The organism is Paratractidigestivibacter sp. (assembly GCF_963660155.1).
Lineage (GTDB): Bacteria > Actinomycetota > Coriobacteriia > Coriobacteriales > Atopobiaceae > Paratractidigestivibacter.
The window spans coordinates 14,535-34,111 of the sequence record NZ_CAVKWG010000028.1 but is presented as its reverse complement, the minus strand read 5'-3'; the positions used below and the strand labels follow the sequence as shown (position 1 = coordinate 34,111).

At 62.3% G+C, this 19,577-nt stretch carries 34 protein-coding genes; all 34 read left to right on the top strand.

Annotated elements, in window-relative coordinates:
- The first annotated feature begins 5 nt into the window (after positions 1–5).
- The 34 genes from U5709_RS04910 to rpsD all read left to right on the top strand — a co-directional run bounded on the left by U5709_RS04910 (position 6) and on the right by rpsD (position 19,569).
- Entirely contained in the window at positions 6–350 is a 345-nt protein-coding gene (locus U5709_RS04910; protein WP_321971706.1) for a hydrogenase maturation nickel metallochaperone HypA, read from the top strand.
- A 313-nt stretch (positions 351–663) separates the two neighbouring features.
- Entirely contained in the window at positions 664–1,035 is a 372-nt protein-coding gene (gene rpsL, locus U5709_RS04905) for a 30S ribosomal protein S12 (RefSeq protein ID WP_321971705.1), read from the top strand.
- A 48-nt stretch (positions 1,036–1,083) separates the two neighbouring features.
- A complete protein-coding gene (gene rpsG / locus U5709_RS04900; RefSeq protein ID WP_321971704.1) occupies positions 1,084–1,554 on the top strand; it encodes a 30S ribosomal protein S7 in 471 nt (156 codons plus the stop codon).
- A 19-nt stretch (positions 1,555–1,573) separates the two neighbouring features.
- On the top strand, positions 1,574–3,664 hold the full coding sequence (gene fusA, locus U5709_RS04895; protein WP_321971703.1) for an elongation factor G: 2,091 nt from the start codon (positions 1,574–1,576) through the stop codon (positions 3,662–3,664).
- A 37-nt stretch (positions 3,665–3,701) separates the two neighbouring features.
- Entirely contained in the window at positions 3,702–4,010 is a 309-nt protein-coding gene (gene rpsJ / locus U5709_RS04890) for a 30S ribosomal protein S10 (protein ID WP_117205672.1), read from the top strand.
- Between the two features lie 149 nt (positions 4,011–4,159).
- A complete protein-coding gene (locus U5709_RS04885; protein WP_321972918.1) occupies positions 4,160–4,807 on the top strand; it encodes a histidine phosphatase family protein in 648 nt (215 codons plus the stop codon).
- Between the two features lie 482 nt (positions 4,808–5,289).
- Entirely contained in the window at positions 5,290–5,910 is a 621-nt protein-coding gene (rplC, locus tag U5709_RS04880; protein WP_321971701.1) for a 50S ribosomal protein L3, read from the top strand.
- 43 nt (positions 5,911–5,953) lie between these two features.
- Positions 5,954–6,583, top strand: a complete 630-nt coding sequence (gene rplD / locus U5709_RS04875) for a 50S ribosomal protein L4 (RefSeq protein ID WP_321971700.1) — start codon at positions 5,954–5,956, stop codon at positions 6,581–6,583.
- Positions 6,583–6,879: a 50S ribosomal protein L23 gene (gene rplW / locus U5709_RS04870; protein ID WP_321971699.1), complete on the top strand. Its 297-nt coding sequence runs from the start codon at positions 6,583–6,585 to the stop codon at positions 6,877–6,879. Before rplD ends, rplW begins: the two co-directional genes overlap by 1 nt.
- Before the next feature lie 147 nt (positions 6,880–7,026).
- Positions 7,027–7,863, top strand: coding sequence for a 50S ribosomal protein L2 (rplB, locus tag U5709_RS04865; RefSeq protein ID WP_321972917.1), 837 nt, complete (start codon positions 7,027–7,029; stop codon positions 7,861–7,863).
- Positions 7,864–7,887: 24 nt separating this feature from the next.
- Positions 7,888–8,148, top strand: coding sequence for a 30S ribosomal protein S19 (gene rpsS / locus U5709_RS04860; RefSeq protein WP_321971697.1), 261 nt, complete (start codon positions 7,888–7,890; stop codon positions 8,146–8,148).
- 15 nt (positions 8,149–8,163) lie between these two features.
- Positions 8,164–8,523: a 50S ribosomal protein L22 gene (rplV, locus tag U5709_RS04855; RefSeq protein WP_321971696.1), complete on the top strand. Its 360-nt coding sequence runs from the start codon at positions 8,164–8,166 to the stop codon at positions 8,521–8,523.
- A gap of 7 nt (positions 8,524–8,530) precedes the next feature.
- Positions 8,531–9,241 carry a 30S ribosomal protein S3 gene (gene rpsC, locus U5709_RS04850; protein WP_321971695.1) on the top strand — a complete coding sequence of 237 codons (711 nt, stop codon included), beginning with the start codon at positions 8,531–8,533 and terminating at the stop codon, positions 9,239–9,241.
- Positions 9,241–9,672: a 50S ribosomal protein L16 gene (rplP, locus tag U5709_RS04845; RefSeq protein ID WP_321971694.1), complete on the top strand. Its 432-nt coding sequence runs from the start codon at positions 9,241–9,243 to the stop codon at positions 9,670–9,672. The genes rpsC and rplP overlap by 1 nt, the downstream gene beginning before the upstream one ends.
- Entirely contained in the window at positions 9,672–9,887 is a 216-nt protein-coding gene (gene rpmC, locus U5709_RS04840; RefSeq protein WP_321971693.1) for a 50S ribosomal protein L29, read from the top strand. The genes rplP and rpmC overlap by 1 nt, the downstream gene beginning before the upstream one ends.
- 19 nt (positions 9,888–9,906) lie before the next feature.
- The gene (gene rpsQ / locus U5709_RS04835; RefSeq protein WP_321971692.1) at positions 9,907–10,173 is read left to right on the top strand and encodes a 30S ribosomal protein S17; all 267 of its coding nucleotides are present in this window, start codon (positions 9,907–9,909) and stop codon (positions 10,171–10,173) included.
- An 85-nt stretch (positions 10,174–10,258) separates the two neighbouring features.
- Complete coding sequence (gene rplN / locus U5709_RS04830; protein ID WP_321971691.1) at positions 10,259–10,627, top strand: 50S ribosomal protein L14; 369 nt, start codon at positions 10,259–10,261, stop codon at positions 10,625–10,627.
- Positions 10,628–10,649: 22 nt separating this feature from the next.
- Positions 10,650–10,967, top strand: a complete 318-nt coding sequence (gene rplX, locus U5709_RS04825) for a 50S ribosomal protein L24 (RefSeq protein WP_321971737.1) — start codon at positions 10,650–10,652, stop codon at positions 10,965–10,967.
- A 381-nt stretch (positions 10,968–11,348) separates the two neighbouring features.
- Positions 11,349–11,909, top strand: a complete 561-nt coding sequence (gene rplE / locus U5709_RS04820; RefSeq protein WP_321971690.1) for a 50S ribosomal protein L5 — start codon at positions 11,349–11,351, stop codon at positions 11,907–11,909.
- A 63-nt stretch (positions 11,910–11,972) separates the two neighbouring features.
- The gene (locus U5709_RS04815) at positions 11,973–12,158 is read left to right on the top strand and encodes a type Z 30S ribosomal protein S14 (protein WP_021727074.1); all 186 of its coding nucleotides are present in this window, start codon (positions 11,973–11,975) and stop codon (positions 12,156–12,158) included.
- 92 nt (positions 12,159–12,250) lie between these two features.
- Positions 12,251–12,649: a 30S ribosomal protein S8 gene (rpsH, locus tag U5709_RS04810; protein WP_321971689.1), complete on the top strand. Its 399-nt coding sequence runs from the start codon at positions 12,251–12,253 to the stop codon at positions 12,647–12,649.
- Positions 12,650–12,677: 28 nt separating this feature from the next.
- Positions 12,678–13,214, top strand: coding sequence for a 50S ribosomal protein L6 (gene rplF, locus U5709_RS04805; RefSeq protein WP_321971688.1), 537 nt, complete (start codon positions 12,678–12,680; stop codon positions 13,212–13,214).
- A gap of 62 nt (positions 13,215–13,276) precedes the next feature.
- On the top strand, positions 13,277–13,645 hold the full coding sequence (gene rplR / locus U5709_RS04800; RefSeq protein WP_321971687.1) for a 50S ribosomal protein L18: 369 nt from the start codon (positions 13,277–13,279) through the stop codon (positions 13,643–13,645).
- 9 nt (positions 13,646–13,654) lie between these two features.
- Positions 13,655–14,176: a 30S ribosomal protein S5 gene (gene rpsE / locus U5709_RS04795; RefSeq protein WP_321971686.1), complete on the top strand. Its 522-nt coding sequence runs from the start codon at positions 13,655–13,657 to the stop codon at positions 14,174–14,176.
- 2 nt (positions 14,177–14,178) lie between these two features.
- Positions 14,179–14,364, top strand: coding sequence for a 50S ribosomal protein L30 (gene rpmD, locus U5709_RS04790; protein ID WP_321971685.1), 186 nt, complete (start codon positions 14,179–14,181; stop codon positions 14,362–14,364).
- 10 nt (positions 14,365–14,374) lie between these two features.
- Complete coding sequence (rplO, locus tag U5709_RS04785; protein ID WP_321971684.1) at positions 14,375–14,824, top strand: 50S ribosomal protein L15; 450 nt, start codon at positions 14,375–14,377, stop codon at positions 14,822–14,824.
- Complete coding sequence (gene secY, locus U5709_RS04780; protein WP_321971683.1) at positions 14,818–16,095, top strand: preprotein translocase subunit SecY; 1,278 nt, start codon at positions 14,818–14,820, stop codon at positions 16,093–16,095. Before rplO ends, secY begins: the two co-directional genes overlap by 7 nt.
- Positions 16,096–16,162: 67 nt before the next feature.
- On the top strand, positions 16,163–16,789 hold the full coding sequence (locus U5709_RS04775; RefSeq protein WP_321972916.1) for an adenylate kinase: 627 nt from the start codon (positions 16,163–16,165) through the stop codon (positions 16,787–16,789).
- Positions 16,786–17,559: a type I methionyl aminopeptidase gene (gene map, locus U5709_RS04770; protein ID WP_321972915.1), complete on the top strand. Its 774-nt coding sequence runs from the start codon at positions 16,786–16,788 to the stop codon at positions 17,557–17,559. The genes U5709_RS04775 and map overlap by 4 nt, the downstream gene beginning before the upstream one ends.
- A 182-nt stretch (positions 17,560–17,741) precedes the next feature.
- Entirely contained in the window at positions 17,742–17,960 is a 219-nt protein-coding gene (gene infA, locus U5709_RS04765) for a translation initiation factor IF-1 (RefSeq protein WP_075575875.1), read from the top strand.
- 88 nt (positions 17,961–18,048) lie between these two features.
- Entirely contained in the window at positions 18,049–18,162 is a 114-nt protein-coding gene (gene rpmJ, locus U5709_RS04760) for a 50S ribosomal protein L36 (protein ID WP_013252436.1), read from the top strand.
- A 15-nt stretch (positions 18,163–18,177) separates the two neighbouring features.
- The gene (gene rpsM, locus U5709_RS04755; protein WP_321972914.1) at positions 18,178–18,549 is read left to right on the top strand and encodes a 30S ribosomal protein S13; all 372 of its coding nucleotides are present in this window, start codon (positions 18,178–18,180) and stop codon (positions 18,547–18,549) included.
- A gap of 9 nt (positions 18,550–18,558) precedes the next feature.
- Positions 18,559–18,960, top strand: coding sequence for a 30S ribosomal protein S11 (gene rpsK, locus U5709_RS04750; protein ID WP_321971679.1), 402 nt, complete (start codon positions 18,559–18,561; stop codon positions 18,958–18,960).
- A gap of 18 nt (positions 18,961–18,978) precedes the next feature.
- The gene (rpsD, locus tag U5709_RS04745; RefSeq protein ID WP_321972913.1) at positions 18,979–19,569 is read left to right on the top strand and encodes a 30S ribosomal protein S4; all 591 of its coding nucleotides are present in this window, start codon (positions 18,979–18,981) and stop codon (positions 19,567–19,569) included.
- The last annotated feature ends 8 nt before the right edge of the window (positions 19,570–19,577 follow it).

Here is a 19,577-nt window from a genome sequence, read left to right as displayed (position 1 = left end):
CGCGCGTGCACGAGCTCGGAATCGTCGTCCACATCGTAAAGATGGTCGAGGAGGTGGGAGAGCAGAACTCCCTCACCTCCGTGAGCCGCGTGAAGCTTACGCTGGGCGAAGTCTCGGGCGTCGTGCCCGACTACCTCGTGGACTGCTGGCGCTGGACCGCCGAGAAGAATGACCTGATCCGCGACTCGGTGCTCGAGGTGGAGGAGGCGCCGGCCGTTACCGTATGCAACGACTGCGGGCGCACCTACTCGACCGTCGAGCACGGCCGTACCTGCCCGTATTGCGCCAGCGAGAACACCGTGCTTGTTACCGGCGACCAAATCGAGCTCACCGAGATCGAGGCCTGCTGATAAGACAGGGGACTGCGTTTTGGGGACAGTCCCCTTTTTGCACACGCACGAGGACCGCGAGCGCAATGCCGAGCCATTGGGCGAATAACTCGAAACGGCGACTCGCGTGCAGAAAGGGGACTGTCCCCAAACCGCTGCCCCCTGTCTTATCTGTGGACTCCGTGTGAAATGGATACGCCCGGCTCCGTGGCGTTTTGACAACTGCCGCGAGTCGCGCGTAAAGTACATCCTCGCGTCAATCCGGGTTGCTGTGCTGAGCGGCCCTTGAATACACACAAAGAAGCACGTCGATAGGTATAAGAAGGAGATAACCTTGCCTACTATCAACCAGCTCGTCCGCAAGGGCCGCGTGAGCGTCAAGAGCAAGTCCAAGAACGCCGCTCTCCAGCACAACCCCCAGAAGCGTGGCGTCTGCACCCGCGTTTTCACCACCACCCCGAAGAAGCCGAACTCCGCTCTTCGTAAGGTCGCCCGTGTCCGTCTCGTCAACGGCATCGAGGTCACCGCTTATATCCCCGGCGAGGGCCACAACCTCCAGGAGCACTCCATCGTCCTGATCCGCGGCGGCCGCGTCCGCGACCTCCCCGGTGTGCGCTACAAGATCGTCCGCGGCGCCTACGACTGCGCTGCCGTCCAGAACCGCCAGAAGGCCCGTTCCCGCTACGGCACCAAGCGCCCGAAGTAAGACGACTTCCCAAGCAAACACCCGCTTTAAGTTCTTAAGGAGATTCACATGCCGCGTCGTGCAGCAGCTAACCGTCGTGAGGTCCAGCCTGACGCCGTTTACAACAACCGTCTCGTGACCCAGCTCATCAACAAGGTCCTCCTCGACGGCAAGAAGGCCACCGCTGAGCGCATCGTCTACGGTGCCTTCAACATGGTCGCCGAGAAGTCCGGCGAGGACCCGCTGGCCGTCTTCAAGAAGGCCATGGACAACATCCGCCCGACCCTTGAGGTCAAGCCGAAGCGCGTCGGTGGCGCCACCTACCAGGTCCCCATGGAGGTCAGCTCTCGTCGTGCCACCACCCTCGCCATCCGCTGGATGGTCAACTTCTCCCGCGCTCGCAAGGAGAACACCATGGCCGAGCGTCTCGCCAACGAGATTCTCGACGCCTCCAACGGCGTCGGCGCCTCCGTCAAGAAGCGCGAGGACCTCTTCAAGATGGCCGAGGCCAACCGCGCGTTCTCTCACTACCGCTTCTAGTCCGAGGGGATAACCACTAATGGCTAAGGCTAAGTATCAGCTCGACAAGCTTCGTAATATCGGCATCATGGCCCACATCGACGCCGGTAAGACGACCACCACCGAGCGCATCCTTTACTACACGGGCAAGAACCACAAGATCGGCGAGGTCCACGACGGCGCCGCCACCATGGACTGGATGGTTCAGGAGCAGGAGCGCGGCGTTACCATTACCTCCGCTGCTACCACCTGCTTCTGGAAGGATCACGTCATCCAGATCATCGACACCCCGGGCCACGTCGACTTCACCGCTGAGGTCGAGCGCTGCCTGCGCGTCCTCGACGGCGCTGTTGCCGTCTTCGACGCCGTCGCTGGTGTCCAGCCGCAGTCCGAGACCGTTTGGCGTCAGGCCACCAAGTACAACGTGCCCCGCATCGCCTTCATCAACAAGTTCGACCGCGTCGGCTCCGACTTCGACCACGCCATCGAGACCATGAAGGAGCGTCTCTCCGCTCCCGCCGTTGCCGCTCAGCTCCCCATGGGCTCTGAGGCCAACTTCTGGGGCATCATTGACCTCGTGACCATGACCGCTTGGGACTTCAAGGAAGACGCCAAGGGCATGATCTACCCCGAGGCCATGGATGAGATTCCCGCCGAGTTTGTTGATGAGGCCCAGGCCAAGCGTGACGAGCTTCTCGACGCCGCTTCCAACTTCTCCGACGAGATCATGGAGCTCGTGCTCGAGGAGGCCGAGGTTCCGGTCGACACCCTGAAGGCCGCCATCCGCAAGGGCGTCCTCGAGGGCGGCATCAACCCGGTCTTCGTTGGCTCCGCCTACAAGAACAAGGGCATCCAGGAGCTCCTCGACGCCGTCGTGGACTATCTGCCTTCCCCGCTCGACGTTACCGAGATCGACGGCACCACCCCCAAGGGTGAGCCCGAGGTCCGTCACGCCGACGTCAAGGAGCCCTTCTCCGCCCTGGCGTTCAAGATCATGACCGACCCCTTCGTCGGCAAGCTCACCTACATCCGCGTGTACTCCGGTCACGCCGAGGCGGGCTCCTACGTCTACAACGTCACCAAGGACAACCGCGAGCGTCTGGGCCGCATCCTCGAGATGAATGCCAACGACCGTGTTGATCGTGAGGCCTGCTCCGCCGGCGACATCGTCGCTTGCGTCGGCTTCAAGAACACCACCACCGGCGACACCCTCTGCGACGAGAAGAACCCGATCATCCTCGAGTCCATCCAGTTCGCCGACCCCGTCATCGACGTCGCCGTCGAGCCCAAGACCAAGGCCGAGCAGGACAAGATGTCCGTGGGCCTTGCCAAGCTCGCCGAGGAGGACCCGACCTTCCAGGTCCACACCGATCACGAGACCGGCCAGACCATCATCGCCGGCATGGGCGAGCTGCACCTCGAGATCATCGTCGACCGTCTGCGTCGCGAGTTCAAGGTCGACTGCAACGTGGGTAAGCCGCAGGTCGCCTACCGCGAGACTGCCGGCAAGGCCGTCAATCACGCCGAGGGCAAGTTCGTCCGCCAGTCCGGCGGCCGCGGCCAGTACGGCCACGCCGTCATCGACATCGAGCCGAACGAGGAGGGCAAGGGCTACGAGTTCGAGAACGCCATCGTCGGTGGCGTCATCCCGAAGGAGTATATCCCCTCGATCGACAAGGGCATCCAGGAGGCGCTCCAGACCGGTGTCGTCGCCGGCTATCCGGTCGTCGACGTCAAGGTCAAGCTGATCGACGGTTCCTACCACGAGGTCGACTCCTCCGAGGCCGCCTTCAAGATCGCCGGCTCCATGGCCATCAAGGACGCCCTCAAGAAGTCCGACCCCGTCCTGCTCGAGCCGATCGAGGCCGTCGAGGTCGAGACTCCCGAGCAGTACATGGGCGACGTCATGGGCAACCTCTCCGGTCGCCGCGGCAAGATCGAGGGCATGGAGGACCGCCGCGACACCAAGGTCATCCGCGCCAAGGTGCCCCTGGGCGAGATGTTCGGCTACGCTACCGACCTCCGCTCCCAGACTCAGGGTCGTGCAAGCTACACCATGCAGTTCGACTCCTACGAGCCCGTCCCGAAGGCCGTCCGCGACGAGATTGTCGCCAAGAACGGCACCAACTAAACGACCCGAGCGATAGCTCATTTACGGAGGTACCACAGTGTCCAGCCAGAAGATCAGGATCCGCCTCAAGGGCTATGACCACGAGGTCGTTGATCAGTCCGCCAAGCTCATCGTCGACACCGCTCAGAAGACCGGTGCCCGCGTGAGCGGCCCCATCCCCCTGCCGACCGAGCGCAACCTGTACTGCGTCATCCGCTCCCCGCACAAGGATAAGGATTCCCGCGACGAGTTCGAGATGCGCACCCACAAGCGCCTCATCGACATCCTCGATCCCTCCTCCAGCACCGTCGACTCCCTCATGCGTCTCGACCTCCCCGCTGGCGTTGATATCGAGATCAAGCTCTAAGCTTTAGCTTTTAGCTGTCCGAGCGCCCCCTTGGTTGCTTCGGAAGGCTGCGCACGCTTCGCGTGCTTGGACGCCTTCCTACACAATCAAGGGGGCGCTCTGCGTTAACGTCGCGGAGCTTAGAGCTTGAGCTCGGTTCCGACAGGAGTATGGTCTTCAGGGAAGTGTGTCGGCACGGACTATCCGGGCGTTCGGGGGTCGCTCTTATGAAACGGCTTTATTTGGTGAGACATGGGCAGACGGAGTTCAACTTGGTTCGGAGGGTGCAGGGGCGGTGCGACTCGTCGCTGACGGAGCTGGGCGTGCGCCAGGCTCATGCTGCGGGTGCGTGGCTTCGTGAGCACGGCGCGTCGCCTGACGCCATGGTCTCGTCGCCTCTGGGACGTGCGCTGGCAACGGCGCGGGTCTTGGCCGATGAGCTGGGGTTTATTGGCGAGGTTCTGCCCGAGCCGCGGATTATCGAGCGCTCATATGGGCGCTTTGAGGAGGGTCCCTTCTCAGAGCTTCCGTGCGACGTGTGGGATCCGGGCGAGGAGCTCGTGGCCCATGGGGGAGAGGGCAACCGCGCCCTGCGTATCCGCATGCTCGAGGGGTTGCGTGATCTCATGGGGCGCCAGAACGTTCGTTGCGCCGTCGCCGTCTCGCACGGATCGGCCAGCCGTCAGTTCATCGCCATGAACCTCCCGGACGGCGCGCCCGCCCCCGGCAGGCTCCCCAACTGCGGAATCTTTGCCTTCGACTACGACGAGCCCGCCGATTCCTTCGAGCTTCTCTCCATAACCGACCCCCTCGCCTAACCGCCCGCCCCCGCTGCGGTCCCGCCGCCACGTCGCCAACCTGTCCCTATAAGTTCGGAAGGCTTCCAAACTTCGGAAGCCTTCCGAACTTTGGTTAGATAACGTATAACCGCAGGTAGATGACCTACGTCATTAGGGTCTTGATGCGTTCTTAAGTTTGGAAGCCTTCCGAACTTTAAGGAGGGGACGGGAGCGCGGGGCGGGGCGAGTGGTTGGGGCGGACGGGGCGGATGGGGCTTCGAGGACGGCTGTGCAGAACATAGATACGCCCGGGTGCGGGGAAATTTGCGCCGCAGGTAGATGGGCAAAAAAGTTCTGCGTAGAGATTGTGAATGGCCGCCTGCACGTGTATAGTAGACAAGCTGCGAAATTTGGGTATTACTGTGTCTCCAAACAAAACAGCAGGTAAAGGACGTGGTCCGCTGGGGTTGAGGCAAAGGGTGCCTCACGTGTCCCATGACCACCGAAGGTAAGGAAAGAGCATGGTCAACACCATCCTTGGCCGCAAGCTCGGTATGACCCAGGTCTGGGACGAGAACGACAACGTCGTCCCCGTGACCGTCATCCAGGCTGGCCCCTGCACCGTCTCGCAGGTCAAGACGAAGGCGACCGACGGCTACGACGCCGTCCAAATCGGCTTCGGAGACATCACTTCCAAGCACGTCAACAAGCCCATGGCCGGCCACTTCGCCAAGCACGGCGTCGAGCCTATGAAGTTCCTGCGCGAGGTTCGCGTTGAGAACGGCGAGGAGCACAACTGCGGCGACGTCGTCACCGTGGCCGACTTCTCCGACGTCAAGTCCGTCGACGTCACCGGCACCTCCAAGGGCAAGGGCTTCCAGGGCACCATCAAGCGCTGGAACTTCTCCCGCGGCCCCATGACCCACGGTTGCCGCAACCAGCGCAAGCCGGGTTCCATCGGCCAGTGCGCCTACCCCGCGCGCGTCCGTAAGGGCCTCCACATGTACGGCCACATGGGCAACGAGCGCGTCACCGTGCGCAACCTCAAGCTCGTCCGCGTCGACGCCGAGCAGAACCTCATGCTCGTCAAGGGCGCTGTCCCCGGCGGCAAGAACGGCCTCGTCCAGGTCCGCATGGCCTAAGGGCCCCGAGAAAGTAAACCTTTAGGTCTATTAGGAGGACACAATGTCCAAGATTTCCGTCAAGAACGTCGAGGGGGCTGAGGTCGAGCAGACCGAGCTCGCCGACGCCGTCTACGGCATCGAGCCGAACATCCCCGTTATCCACCAGGTCGTTGTCTGCCAGGACTCCTGCCTGCGTCAGGGCACCCACAAGGTCAAGAACCGCCACGAGGTCTCCGGCGGCGGCCGCAAGCCCTACCGCCAGAAGGGCACCGGCCGTGCCCGCCAGGGTTCCACCCGTGCCCCGCAGTGGGTCGGCGGCGGCGTCGTCTTTGGCCCCACCCCGCGCACGCACAACAAGAAGATCAACAACAAGATGGTCAAGCTTGCTATGCGTTCCGTGCTCTCCGGCAAGCTCGCCGACGGTGAGCTCTACGTCGTCGACAACTTCGACTTCGCCGAGCCTTCCACCAAGGCTGCCAAGGCCGCTCTGCACGCCCTGGGCATCACCGACGACAAGCGCGTGACCGTCGTCGTCAACGACGAGGCCATCAACGCCTACCTGTCGTTCCGCAACCTCGACAACGTCACCATCATCGCTGACGTCGAGGCCACCAGCCGCCTGCTCATCGACAACAAGGCCCTCGTCCTCGCTGCCGATGTCGCCAAGAAGTTCGGGGAGGTGCTCGCATAATGAACTCCGCCTACGACGTCATCGTTCGCCCGATCGTCTCCGAGCGTTCTTACGACCTCATGGAGCAGGGCAAGTACACGTTCGAGGTTGCCAAGTCCGCCTGCAAGGAGGAGATCGCCGACGCCGTCGAGAAGATCTTCAACGTGCACGTGGTCAAGGTCAACACCATGAACGTTCGCGGTAAGATGAAGCGCGTCCGCTACCAGTCCGGTATGACCCGCTCCTGGAAGAAGGCCGTCGTCACCGTCGCCGACGGTGAGTCGATCGAGATCTTCGCCACCCAGGCCGCCGAGTAAGTTCGGTTTTTCTGCCCGCGCCTCCCAATAGGGGAGGCCGGGCTTCTATGCCGCGCATAATGGATACGCGCGGTACCGTGGTAATCCGGTGTCGTCTCGCCAATCCCTGAGCGGGGCGGCCAACGGACAAAGAAGGGAAAGAACCAAATGGCAGTTAAGCACCTCAAGCCGACGAGCGCCGGCAGGCGTTTCCAGACTGTCTCCGACTTCTCGGAGATCACGACGGACAAGCCCGAGAAGAGCCTTCTCGAGCCCCTGCCCCACAAGGGCGGCCGCAACAACAACGGCCGCATCACCGTTCGTCACCAGGGTGGCGGCAACAAGCGTCAGTACCGTCGCATCGACTTCAAGCGCCGCAAGGACGACGTCCCGGCCAAGGTCGCGACCATCGAGTACGACCCGAACCGCACCTCCCGCATCGCGCTTCTTCACTACGTTGACGGCGCCAAGGCCTACATCATCGCTCCCGAGGGCCTCCACGTGGGCGACATGGTCATCTCCGGCACCAAGGACATCGACATCAAGCCCGGCAACTGCATGCCGCTCTCCGAGGTCCCCGTCGGTACCCTGATCCATAACGTTGAGTTCCAGCCCGGCAAGGGCGCCGCTATGGCCCGTTCCGCCGGCACCTCCGTCCAGCTCATGGGCAAGGACAACGGCTACGCTGTCCTGCGCATGCCCTCCTCCGAGCTTCGCCGCGTCCTTCTCACCTGCCGCGCCACCATCGGCGTCGTGGGCAACGCCGAGCACTCCAACATCGTGATCGGCAAGGCCGGCCGCAACCGCTGGAAGGGCGTCCGCCCGACCGTCCGTGGTACCGTCATGAACCCGGTCGACCACCCGCACGGCGGCGGCGAGGGCAAGAACCACACCTCTGGCCGTCCCTCCGTTACTCCTTGGGGCAAGCCGACGAAGGGTTACAAGACGCGCAACCCGAAGAAGGCCAGCAACCGTCTGATCATCCGTCGTCGCAAGACCAAGTAGTCACACGTTTAGGAGATAGAACACATGAGCAGAAGTCTCAAGAAGGGCCCGTTCGTGGAGACTCGCCTCCTCGCGCGTGTCACCGCTCAGAACGAGGCCGGCACCAAGGACGTTATGAAGACTTGGTCCCGCTCTTCCACCATCTACCCCGAGATGGTCGGCCACACCATCGCCGTTCACGACGGCCGCAAGCACGTCCCCGTGTACGTGACCGAGTCCATGGTCGGCCACAAGCTCGGCGAGTTCGCCCCGACCCGCACCTTCAAGGGTCACAAGGTTAAGTAGGGGGATTAGTAGTAAATGGCTAACAACACCACCACCGAGGTCCGCGCCACCGCCAAGTACGTGCGCATGGCTCCTCGCAAGACCCGCATGGTCGTCGACATGATCCGCAACCTCCCCGTCGCCAAGGCGCTCGAGGTTCTGCAGTTCAGCACCCGCGCTGCCGCCGAGCCCGTTAACAAGGTTCTGCGTTCCGCCATCGCCAACGCCGTCAACAACAACGGCCTTCGCGCTGACGACCTCTACGTCAAGCTCGCCTACGTCGATGAGGGCCCCACGCTCAAGCGCATCCGTCCTCGCGCCAAGGGCTCCGCTTCCCGCATCAACAAGCGCATGAGCCACATCACCGTCGTCGTCGCTCCTCGAAAGGAGGCGTAGGGAAAGCATGGGTCACAAGGTTCAGCCTACCGGCTTCCGTCTCGGTATCACCGAGGAGTGGCGTTCCCGTTGGTACGCCGAGAAGAACTACGCCGAGAACCTCGGCAACGACCTCGCCATCCGCGAGTTCCTGAACAAGCGCCTCGCTAACGCCGCCCTGTCCCGCGTGGACATCGAGCGCGCCGGCGACAAGGTCAAGGTCACCATCTATACCGCTCGCCCGGGCATCGTCATCGGCAAGAAGGGCGCCGACATCGACGCCCTGCGTTCTGAGCTCGAGCGCGTCGCAAAGGTCTCCAAGGGCCAGGTCAACGTCGACGTCATCGAGGTCAAGCGCCCCGAGCTCGACGCCAACCTCGTTGCTCAGTCCATCGCTGAGCAGCTCGAGCAGCGCGTCGCCTTCCGTCGCGCCATGCGCAAGGCTGTCCAGTCCGCCCGCAAGGCCGGCGCCAAGGGTATCCGTATCCAGTGCTCCGGCCGTCTGAACGGCGCCGAGATGGGCCGTCGCGAGTGGTACCGCGAGGGTCGCGTGCCTCTGCACACCCTTCGTGCCGTGATTGACTACGGCACCTCCACCGCTCGCACCACCATGGGTGCCTGCGGCATCAAGGTTTGGATCTACCTCGGCGAGAAGCTTCCCGGCCAGCCGACCCCGCGTCCGGCTCTTGAGGGTTCTTCGCGTCCCCGCCGCGGCCGTAACGAGAGGAGGGCCCGTTAATGCTCGCCCCTAAGCGCGTTCTTCACCGTAAGGTTCAGCGCGGCTCCATGAAGGGCCACGCAAAGGGCAACACCGAGCTGCACTTCGGTACCTGGGGTATCCAGGCGCTCGAGGCCCACTGGATCACCAACCGCCAGATCGAGGCTGCTCGTATCGCCATGACCCGTCACATGAAGCGTGGCGGCCGCGTCTGGATCACCATTTTCCCGGACAAGCCCATCACCAAGAAGCCCCAGGACACCCGTATGGGCAAGGGCAAGGGCAACCCGGAGGAGTGGGTGGCCGTCGTCAAGCCCGACCGCATCATGTTCGAGATCGACGGTGTTCCCGAGGAAGTCGCTCGTGAGGCTCTGCGTCTCGCCCAGCACAAGCTGCCCATCAAGACCAAGATTGTCCACCGCGCCGCTCAGCAGGACGGGGAGGAAGCCTAATGAAGTACAAGGACATCAAGGAGCTCAGCGACGCCGAGCTCGTTAAGAAGGTCGAGGAGGGCCGCGCCGAGCTCTTCAACCTTCGTTTCCAGATGGCCACGAGCCAGCTCGACAACACCGCTCGCGTCAAGAACGTGAAGAAGGACATCGCCCGCTGCCTCACCGAGCAGACGGCCCGTCAGAAGGCAGCGGAGAAGACCGCTGCCCAGCAGTAGATTGCAGGAGAGGTAAGACATGGCTGAGACCGAAAACAGGAACGCGCGCAAGGTTCGCACCGGTATCGTCGTCTCCATCTCCGGCAACAAGTCCGTGACGGTGAAGATCGACTACCGCAAGCACCACCCCAAGTACGGCAAGATGATGACCATCTCCAAGAAGCTCCACGTTCACGACGAGAACAACGAGTGCAGCCTTGGCGATAAGGTCACTGTTATGGAGACCCGTCCGCTGTCCAAGACCAAGCGTTGGCGTCTCCTCGAGATCGTCGAGCGCGCCAAGTAAGTTTTTGCAAATCCCTTTGCCATCCCATGTGCGCCGCACGTGAGGGCGCACCTCTGGGTTGGCAACCATACGGAGGAACACCAACATGATTCAGATGGAGACCATGCTCGCCGTCGCCGACAACTCCGGCGCCAAGCGAGTCAAGTGCATCAAGGTCCTTGGTGGCTCCAAGCGTCGTTACGCCGGCCTTGCCGACGTTGTCATCGGCGCCGTTCAGGAGGCCACGCCGGGTGGCTCGGTGAAGAAGGGCGACATCGTTCGCTGCGTCATCGTGCGCACCAAGAAGGAGAACCGCCGCAAGGATGGCAGCTACATCAAGTTCGATCAGAACGCCTGTGTCCTGGTCAACAAGGAGGGCGAGCCCAAGGGTACCCGTATCTTCGGGCCCGTTGCCCGCGAGCTGCGCGATCACAAGTACATGAAGATCGTCTCGCTCGCGCCTGAGACGCTCTAAGGAGGTATACACCGTGCCTAAGATGTCTGTTAAGAAGGACGACCTCGTCGAGGTCATCTCCGGCAAGGACAAGGGCAAGCAGGCCAAGGTCCTGCGCGCCTATCCCTCCGAGGACAAGGTCGTTGTCGAGGGCGTCGCCGTGGTCAAGAAAGCCATGCGTCCCACCGCCGTCAACACGCAGGGCGGCTTCGTTGAGAAGGAGGCCAAGATTCACGTTTCCAACGTGATGCTGGTCTGCCCCTCTTGCTCCAAGCCGACCCGCGTCGGCCACAAGCAGGGCGAGCTCAACGGCAAGAAGACCGCCATCCGCGTTTGCAAGAAGTGCGGCGCTGAGTTCTAAGAGCGGCTGATTTACCTGTCCGGGAGCCCCCGGGACTTCTCTACATGGGCTGCGTGAGCTTCGCTCGCTTGGGTGTCCATTTCGAGAAGTTCCGGGGGCTCTCTGCGTTATTCGGGCGGGCGCTCTTTGAACTCGGCGCCGCGCTTCCTGCCGGCTGGGCCCCTACGTTGCCTGCAACGGTTTTTATGCAGGAAGGGTGACGTGATATTCTCGTTAACGCGCCTGGACGGATTGGCGTAATATAGACACTCGCGTCTGTTGACGGGAGGTTTCTGTCTCGGGCGCATGCAGATAGAAGGCTCCCGACGGCTCGCCAGGCTCGAGGGAGGTCCGAGGCTCAAACGCCCCGGGCTTAAAACCCCAGGTTTTAAGGAGATAAACATGGCAGACGAGAAGTACGTCCCGCGTCTTAAGCAGCAGTACCTGGACACTGTCCGCGACGAGCTCCAGAAGCAGTTCGGCTACGGCAACGTCATGCAGATCCCGAAGATCGAGAAGATCGTCGTGAACATGGGCGTCGGCGAGGCCGCCACCGACTCCAAGGCCATCGACGGCGCTGTCGCCGACCTTCGCGCCATCACCGGCCAGCAGCCGCTGGTCACCCGCGCCCGCAAGTCCATCGCTACCTTCCGTCTTCGTGAGGGCATGCCGATCGGCGCCAAGGTCACCCTGCGCGGCGACCGCATGTGGGAGTTCCTGGATCGCCTGATCTGCATCGCCATCCCCCGCATCCGCGACTTCCGCGGCATTTCCGACAAGTCCTTCGATGGCCGCGGCAACTTCTCAATGGGCGTTACCGAGCAGCTCATCTTCCCGGAGATCGACTTCGACAAGATCGATCACACCCGCGGCATGGACATCACCATCGTGACCACCGCCAACACCAACGAGGAGGGCAAGGCGCTTCTTTCCGCCTTCAACTTCCCGTTCAAGAAGGCGTAGTCAATATATTTGCAGTAGGGGAGCGCGTCCGCGCTGCCCCAAGGATTCTCTGAAGGAGGATTTGTGGCTAAGACATCGATGATCGTCAAGGCGTCGCGCGAGCCGAAGTACTCGACCCGCAAGCAGAGCCGTTGCCAGCGCTGTGGGCGTCCCCACTCCGTGTATCGCAAGTTCGGCCTCTGCCGTGTGTGCTTCCGCGAGCTTGCGAGCAAGGGCGAGCTTCCTGGCGTCCGCAAGGCTAGCTGGTAGGACGCAAAGGGCTCTGGCGTTCAGGCGCACCTGCTAAGGGTGGGGGCGAACCGAGCGCACAGGTTCATCATTAACAAAGGAGAAAAGGATCCATGAAGATTACCGATCCCGTTTCTGACATGCTGACGCGCATTCGCAACGCGAACTCCGCCAACAAGGCTGAGGTCTCCATGCCGTCGACCAAGGTTCTGGTCGAGATCGCGCGCGTCATCAAGGAGGAGGGCTACATCGAGGGCTATGAGGTCGAGGACACCAAGCCCCAGAAGACCCTTCACATCACCCTCAAGTACGGCGAGCGCCGCGCTAAGGTCATCAAGGGCATCAAGCGCGTTTCCAAGCCCGGCCTGCGCATCTACTCCACCGCTGACAAGCTTCCGCGCGTCCTCGGTGGTCTCGGCACCGCCGTTGTCTCCACGTCCCGCGGCATGATGTGCGACCGCGATGCCCGCAAGGCCGGCATCGGCGGCGAGGTCATCGCCTACATCTGGTAAATCCCCGACAGGAAGAAAGGAGACTCACATGTCTCGTATTGGCAAGAAGCCTGTCGTGGTTCCCGCCGGAGTCACCGTGGCTATCGATAACACCACCGTTACCGTCAAGGGCCCCAAGGGCGAGCTCACCCGCACGTTCTCCGAGCTCCTGACCATCAAGCAGGAGGGCGAGGAGCTTCTCGTCGAGCGCAACGACGAGTCCGTCGCCTCCAACGCTCAGCAGGGCCTTACCCGCACCCTCATCGACAACATGGTCGTCGGCGTTTCCCAGGGCTTTGAGAAGAAGCTCGAGCTCACCGGCGTTGGTTACCGTGCTGCTCTGAAGGGCAAGGACCTTGACCTTTCCCTCGGCTACTCCCACCCCGTCGTTTACCCGGCTCCCGAGAACATCGAGTTTGTCGTGCCCGACAACACCCACATCACCGTTAAGGGCATCTCCAAGGAGCAGGTCGGCCAGGTTGCCGCCGAGATCCGCATGAAGCGCCCGCCCGAGCCGTACAAGGGCAAGGGTATCCACTATGAGGGCGAGCACATCCGCCGCAAGCTCGGCAAGGCCGCCAAGTAGTAGCGCTTAACGCATAAGTCCGATACCCCGTCAGGTATCGGCATGTCTCTTAAGGAGAAGCAATGAACAAGTTCAAGGCCAAGCAGGACGGCCTCGCGCGCCGCAAGCGTCGCGTCCGCGGCAAGGTCTCCGGCACCGCCGAGCGTCCGCGTCTCGCCGTTCACCGCACCAACGCCCACATCTATGCCCAGGTCATCGACGACGTCACCGGCTCCACCCTCTGCGCCGCCTCGACCCTCGACCCCGAGTTCCGCGCCACCGGTAAGCTCGGCTCCAACAAGGAGGCCGCTGAGTTCGTCGGTGAGCTCGTCGGCAAGCGTGCCCTCGAGAAGGGCATCACCACGGTCACTTTCGACCGCGGTGGTCGTATCTATCACGGCCGAGTCAAGGCTCTGGCAGACGGTGCCCGCAACGCGGGCCTGAAGTTCTAGGAGGATTCAATGGCACGAGATCGTAAGCGCCAGCAGGATACGGATCTTCAGGAGCGCGTCGTCTTCATCCACCGCGTTTCCAAGACCGTCAAGGGCGGCCGTCGTATGTCGCTGCTCGCCCTCGTGGTCGTCGGCGACGGCAAGGGCAATGTGGGCCTCGGCCTCGGCAAGTCCGCCGAGGTGCCCCTGGCTATTTCCAAAGCCGTCGAGGACGCCAAGAAGAACATGTTCCACGTTGAGGTCACCGAGGCCGGCACCGTGCCGCACGCCGTTGAGGGCCACTACGGCGCTGGCCGCGTCCTCATCAAACCGGCTGTCGAGGGTACCGGTGTCATCGCCGGCGGCCCCGTCCGTCCGCTCTTCGAGCTTGCCGGCATCACCAACGTCCTCTCCAAGTCTCTCGGCACCAACAACGCCCTTAACATGATTAAGGCCGCCGCCGAGGGCCTCAAGGAGCTCTCCACCCCCGAGCAGACCGCCGAGCGTCGCGGCCTGACCGTCGGTGAGATGTTCGCCGGGAAGGAGAACTAAAGATGGCTCAGTCCCTCAAGATCACCCTCGTCCGTTCCGCTGTCTGCGGCGTGAAGAAGGACCAGACCGCCACCGCCAAGGCCCTCGGCCTTCGCAAGATCGGCGATTGCGTCGAGCAGCCGGATAACCCCGGCATCCGTGGCATGATCTTCAAGATCAAGCACCTCGTTAACGTGGAAGAGAACTAGGAGTCAACCAATGCAGCTCAACGATCTGCGCCCCGCGGCGGGCTCCCGCAAGAACCGCAAGCGCCTTGGTCGCGGCAACGCCTCCGGCACCGGCACCACCGCCGGCCGCGGCACCAAGGGTCAGCTTTCCCGCTCCGGTGGCGGCAAGGGCCCCGGCTTCGAGGGCGGCCAGATGGTCCTGGCTATGCGCCTCCCGAAGCTCCCCGGCTTCACCAACCCCAACCGAGTCGAGTACGCGCCCGTGAACCTTTCCCGCCTCGAGGCCCTTTATGCCGACGGTGAGACCGTCGACGGCGCCTCCTTGTGCGAGAAGGGCGTCATCAAACACGAGTACGAGCTCGTGAAGGTCCTCGGCGACGGCGAGCTCACCAAGAAGCTCACCGTCAAGGTCGACAAGGTCTCCGCCTCTGCAAAGGCCAAGATTGAGGCGGCCGGAGGAAAGGTCGAGCAGGCGTGCTAAAGGGAATCGCCAACGCGTTTCGCGTTCCGGAACTTAGGAAGAAGATCCTCCTGACCGCGGGAATCCTCCTGCTGTACAGGTTCGGCGCCTATCTTCCCGTCCCGGGAGTTCCGTTCCAGGATATGCTCAGCTCTTACCAGAGCAGCATGTCGTCGAGCGGCGCTATGGCCGTGCTTAACCTGTTCTCGGGTGGCGCGCTTTCCCGCATGTCCGTCTTCAGCCTCGGCATCATGCCCTACATCACCGCGCAGATCATTCTGCAGCTGATGCAGGCCGTGATTCCTTCGCTTGGTGAGCTTGCCAAGGATGGCGAGACTGGTCAGCGCAAGATCACTCAGTACACGCGCTACCTCACGATCGGTCTCGCTCTCATCTCCTCGGTGGGCTACCTGTTCCTCTTCAAGAGCTATGGCGTCGATTTCTCGAGCATGGGTATCCCTGAGGCTCTCGAAAGCTTCATCGTCGTCTTCACCATGCTCGCGGGTGCCATGATCATCATGTGGCTGGGCGAGGTCATCACCCAGCGCGGCATCGGTAACGGCATGTCACTCATCATCTTCGCGAACATCATGAGCGGCCTGCCCACCTCGCTTATCTCCTCGGTGACGGGCTCAGGCAACGTCGTCCTCACCGTGGTCACTATGGTGGTCATCATCGCAATCGTTCCCATCATCGTGTTCGTGGAGCGCGGCCAGCGTCGCATCCCGATCCAGTACGCCAAGCGTGTGGTCGGTCGCCGCATGATGGGCGGCCAGGCCACCTACCTCCCGATCAAGGTGAACACCGCCGGCGTCGTGCCGATCATCTTCGCCTCGGCGATTCTGTATCTGCCTGCCCAGATCGCGGTGTTCTTCCCGAACGTCGAGTGGATGCAGTCGTTTGCCAACGCGCTCTCGTCTGGCTGGATCAACTGGATTCTTTCCGTTGTTCTGATCGTTGCCTTCGCGTACTTCTACTCCTCCATGGTGTTCAACCCGGAGGAGACCGCCGACCAGCTTCGCAAGCAGGGTGGTTTCATCCCCGGTGTGCGCCCCGGCGCAGCCACCGCCGCCTACATCAAGAACACCATCGACCATGTCACCCTCCCGGGCGCTCTGTTCATGGCTATTCTTGCGGTCGTGCCGACCATCATCTTCTGGTTCACGGGTAACTCGCTCATCCAGGCGTTCGGCGGCACCTCGGTCCTCATCATGGTCGGCGTTGCGATGGACACCCTCTCCTCGCTGGAGAGCCAGCTCAAGATGCACAACTACGACGGCTTCTTCAAGTAAGAAGCGTCGCGCGGGTGAGTTTTCGGCCAAGTAAGTACTTAGTACTTTTAGAGAAAGGGCATCACTGATGAACATCGTTCTTCTTGGCGCCCCGGGCGCCGGTAAGGGTACCCAGGGCCAGAAGCTCGTGGAGGACTGCGGCTTCGCCCACATCTCCACCGGCGATCTTCTCCGCGCCGCTGTCAAGGCCGGTTCCGAGCTTGGTGTCAAGGCCAAGGGTTACATGGAGTCCGGTCAGCTCGTCCCCGATCAGCTCGTCATCGACTTGGTCAAGGAGCGCCTCGATTCCGATGATGCCAATAAGGGCTTCATCCTCGATGGCTTCCCCCGCAACACCGCGCAGGCCGTCGCGCTCGACTCCGAGCTCGCCGACATGGGCCGCGACCTCGATGCCGCGCTGCTCGTCAGCGTTCCCGACGAGGCCGTCGTTGCTCGCCTGTCTTCCCGCCGCACCTGCAAGTCCTGCGGCTACACCGCTCCTGCCGGCACCGACACCTGCCCGCGCTGCGAGGGTGAGATGTACCAGCGCGACGACGATAAGGCCGAGACGATTCAGCACCGCCTGGATACTTACCACACCCAGACGGCTCCGCTGATCGAGTACTACAAGGGTCATTCGATTCTTAAGGAGGTCGACGGCAACCGCTCCGTCGACGAGGTTTACGCCGACGTTAAGGACCTCCTGAACCTATGATCAAGCTCAAATCTCCTCAGCAGATAGAGCAGATGAGGGCCGCCGGGGCACTGTCCAAGGCGGCCCTCCGTCTAGCTGGGAGCATGGTTTCGGCTGGCATGTCGACCTACGACATCGACCAAGCCGTCGAGAGCTTCATCCGCTCGCACGACGGCGCCCCTACGTTCAAGGGTTACGGCGGGTTTCCTGGCAGCATCTGCGCCTCCGTTAACGACCAGGTCGTCCATGGTATCCCGTCTCCCTCTACCGTGCTGAAGGACGGCGACATCGTCTCCATCGACACCGGCGCGACCTATAACGGCTGGGTGGGCGACAACGCCTGGACCTTCTTCGTCGGTGAGCCCGACGAGGCGACCCTCGCGCTTTGCGAGGTCACGCGCGATTGCCTCAAGGCCGGCATCGAGCAGGCCGTCGTCGGCAACCGCCTCGGCGACATTGGCGCCGCCATCCAGACCCTCGCCGAGGACAACGGCTTCGGCGTCGTCCGCGATTACGTCGGCCACGGCGTCGGCCGCAAGATGCACGAGGACCCCGAGGTCCGCAACTACGGCAAGAAGGGGCGGGGCGTTAAGCTCCAGGCCGGCATGGTCATCGCCATCGAGCCGATGATCACCATGGGCACCTACGAGTGTCGGACCCTCGGCAACGGCTGGACCGTCGTCACCGCCGATGGCCTGCCCGCGGCCCACTACGAGAACACGGTGGCCATCACCCCGGACGGCCCGCTCGTCCTCACCGCCGACGACTCCGGCCCCTGGTGCGACCTCTAACCCACCTGCTAATAGGGGACAGTCCCCAAACCGCAGCGGAAAGGGGACAGACCTTCCGGCGCCCGGCGGCAATCGCATCGCAACCCGTGGTGAGGTTGTGGAGCGATTTTGGCGGTCGTGGACGCCTCCGTGAATTTTCGATATATTTGTTAGTCGCTGTCACGGCGTAGAGAGGGATTACTTTGAGCAAGCAAGACGCAATCGAACTCGAGGGCAAGGTCGTTGAGCCGCTGCCCAACGCTATGTTCAACGTGGAGCTCGAGAACGGTAAGACCATTCTCTGCACCATCTCGGGAAAAATCAGGATGAACTACATCCGAATCCTACCGGGTGACAAGGTCGTCGTGGAGATTTCTCCCTACGACCTGACCCGCGGCCGCATCACCTACCGCTACAAGTAGGAGCTGTGTCGCATTCAGCCTAGGAAATCACGCCAGCGGCTGGGCGAGTAGATAAAGTTCGTATCAGCACTACCGAAAGGAATGACTCATGAAGGTACGTCCTTCGGTCAAGAAGATGTGCGACAAGTGCAAGATCATTCGTCGCCACGGCAAGGTTTACGTCATTTGCGAGAACCCGCGCCACAAGCAGCGTCAGGGCTAAGGAAGGAGCACCAAGTTGGCCCGTATTAACGGCGTCGACCTCCCGCGCGAGAAGCGCGTCGAGATCGGACTCACCTACATCTACGGCATCGGTCGCACCCGTGCCACCAAGATTTGCGCCGAGACCGGCGTTAACCCCGATACCCGCGTCAAGGATCTGACCGAGGATGAGGTCACCAAGATTCGCGACTTCATCGATGCCAACTACACGACCGAGGGCGACCTCCGTCGTGAGACGCGTCAGAACATTGGCCGCCTGATGGAGATCGGCTGCTACCGCGGCCTCCGTCACCGCAAGGGCCTCCCCGTTCGTGGCCAGCGCACCAAGACCAACGCTCGCACTCGAAAGGGTAAGAAGCGTCAGGTCGGCGGCAAGAAGAAGAAGTAGGGGTAGAACATGGCGCAGAAGAAGAACGCTCGCAACACGCGCGTCCGCCGCTCCGAGCGTAAGAACATCGCTGTGGGCCAGGCCCACATCAAGAGCACGTTCAACAACACGATTGTCTCCATCACCGACCCCCAGGGCAACGTCATCTCCTGGCAGTCCGGTGGCACCGTCGGCTTCAAGGGCTCCCGTAAGTCCACGCCGTTCGCCGCTCAGCTGGCCGCCGAGGCCGCTGCCAAGGCGGCCATGGAGCACGGCCTGCACAAGGTCGCTGTCTTCGTGAAGGGCCCCGGCTCCGGCCGCGAGACCGCCATCCGTTCCCTCCAGGCTGCCGGCCTCGAGGTTTCGGGCATCCAGGACAAGACCCCCATCGCGCACAACGGTTGCCGTCTGAGCAAGCGTCGTCGCGTGTAGCTCTAGGAGGATTTAATAATGGCTGTTGATAGGACTCCCGTCCTTAAGAGGTGCCGCCAGCTCGGCATCGACCCCGTCGTGATGGGAATTAACAAGACTTCTCACCGCGAGCCCAAGCGTCGCCGCAAGGAGAGCGAGTACGGTATTCAGCTTCGCGAGAAGCAGAAGGCTAAGTTCATCTACGGCGTGCTCGAGAAGCAGTTCCACGGCTACTACGACAAGGCCAAGAAGACCCAGGGCATCACCGGCGACAACCTGATGAGCCTGCTCGAGTGCCGTCTTGACAATGTTGTCTTCCGTCTCGGCTTCGCCCGCACCCGCAAGGAGGCCCGTCAGACGGTCCGCCACGGTCACATCACCGTGAACGGCCACCGCTGCGACATCCCCTCCGCGCAGGTCAAGGCCGGCGACGTCATCGCCGTTGCCCCCAAGTACAAGGACCTTCTCCCCATCAAGGAGGCCCTGATCTCCTCCGAGCACATGGCCGTTCCCGCCTGGCTCGAGGTCGACATCGAGAAGCTCAAGGGCACCGTTCTTCAGGTCCCGACCCGCGACCAGATCGATCTCGACATCGACGCTCAGCTCATCGTCGAGCTCTACTCCAAGTAAGCCCGACC

Excerpts from the sequence above, each read along its gene's own strand:
- rplN (WP_321971691.1), top strand. The coding sequence starts at position 10,259 with ATGATTCAGATGGAGACCATGCTCGCCGTCGCCGACAACTCCGGCGCC.
- rpsS (WP_321971697.1), top strand. The coding sequence starts at position 7,888 with ATGAGCAGAAGTCTCAAGAAGGGCCCGTTCGTGGAGACTCGCCTCCTC.
- U5709_RS04885 (WP_321972918.1), top strand. The coding sequence starts at position 4,160 with ATGGTCTTCAGGGAAGTGTGTCGGCACGGACTATCCGGGCGTTCGGGG.
- rpsK (WP_321971679.1), top strand. The coding sequence starts at position 18,559 with ATGGCGCAGAAGAAGAACGCTCGCAACACGCGCGTCCGCCGCTCCGAG.
- rplV (WP_321971696.1), top strand. The coding sequence starts at position 8,164 with ATGGCTAACAACACCACCACCGAGGTCCGCGCCACCGCCAAGTACGTG.
- rplC (WP_321971701.1), top strand. The coding sequence starts at position 5,290 with ATGGTCAACACCATCCTTGGCCGCAAGCTCGGTATGACCCAGGTCTGG.
- rplB (WP_321972917.1), top strand. The coding sequence starts at position 7,027 with ATGGCAGTTAAGCACCTCAAGCCGACGAGCGCCGGCAGGCGTTTCCAG.
- fusA (WP_321971703.1), top strand. The coding sequence starts at position 1,574 with ATGGCTAAGGCTAAGTATCAGCTCGACAAGCTTCGTAATATCGGCATC.
- rplE (WP_321971690.1), top strand. The coding sequence starts at position 11,349 with ATGGCAGACGAGAAGTACGTCCCGCGTCTTAAGCAGCAGTACCTGGAC.
- rpmC (WP_321971693.1), top strand. The coding sequence starts at position 9,672 with ATGAAGTACAAGGACATCAAGGAGCTCAGCGACGCCGAGCTCGTTAAG.
- map (WP_321972915.1), top strand. The coding sequence starts at position 16,786 with ATGATCAAGCTCAAATCTCCTCAGCAGATAGAGCAGATGAGGGCCGCC.
- rpmD (WP_321971685.1), top strand. The coding sequence starts at position 14,179 with ATGGCTCAGTCCCTCAAGATCACCCTCGTCCGTTCCGCTGTCTGCGGC.
- U5709_RS04775 (WP_321972916.1), top strand. The coding sequence starts at position 16,163 with ATGAACATCGTTCTTCTTGGCGCCCCGGGCGCCGGTAAGGGTACCCAG.
- rpsE (WP_321971686.1), top strand. The coding sequence starts at position 13,655 with ATGGCACGAGATCGTAAGCGCCAGCAGGATACGGATCTTCAGGAGCGC.
- rplP (WP_321971694.1), top strand. The coding sequence starts at position 9,241 with ATGCTCGCCCCTAAGCGCGTTCTTCACCGTAAGGTTCAGCGCGGCTCC.
- rpsC (WP_321971695.1), top strand. The coding sequence starts at position 8,531 with ATGGGTCACAAGGTTCAGCCTACCGGCTTCCGTCTCGGTATCACCGAG.
- rpsD (WP_321972913.1), top strand. The coding sequence starts at position 18,979 with ATGGCTGTTGATAGGACTCCCGTCCTTAAGAGGTGCCGCCAGCTCGGC.
- rpmJ (WP_013252436.1), top strand. The coding sequence starts at position 18,049 with ATGAAGGTACGTCCTTCGGTCAAGAAGATGTGCGACAAGTGCAAGATC.
- rplF (WP_321971688.1), top strand. The coding sequence starts at position 12,678 with ATGTCTCGTATTGGCAAGAAGCCTGTCGTGGTTCCCGCCGGAGTCACC.
- rplD (WP_321971700.1), top strand. The coding sequence starts at position 5,954 with ATGTCCAAGATTTCCGTCAAGAACGTCGAGGGGGCTGAGGTCGAGCAG.
- rplW (WP_321971699.1), top strand. The coding sequence starts at position 6,583 with ATGAACTCCGCCTACGACGTCATCGTTCGCCCGATCGTCTCCGAGCGT.
- rplX (WP_321971737.1), top strand. The coding sequence starts at position 10,650 with ATGTCTGTTAAGAAGGACGACCTCGTCGAGGTCATCTCCGGCAAGGAC.
- rpsG (WP_321971704.1), top strand. The coding sequence starts at position 1,084 with ATGCCGCGTCGTGCAGCAGCTAACCGTCGTGAGGTCCAGCCTGACGCC.
- rpsH (WP_321971689.1), top strand. The coding sequence starts at position 12,251 with ATGAAGATTACCGATCCCGTTTCTGACATGCTGACGCGCATTCGCAAC.
- rplO (WP_321971684.1), top strand. The coding sequence starts at position 14,375 with ATGCAGCTCAACGATCTGCGCCCCGCGGCGGGCTCCCGCAAGAACCGC.
- rplR (WP_321971687.1), top strand. The coding sequence starts at position 13,277 with ATGAACAAGTTCAAGGCCAAGCAGGACGGCCTCGCGCGCCGCAAGCGT.
- rpsQ (WP_321971692.1), top strand. The coding sequence starts at position 9,907 with ATGGCTGAGACCGAAAACAGGAACGCGCGCAAGGTTCGCACCGGTATC.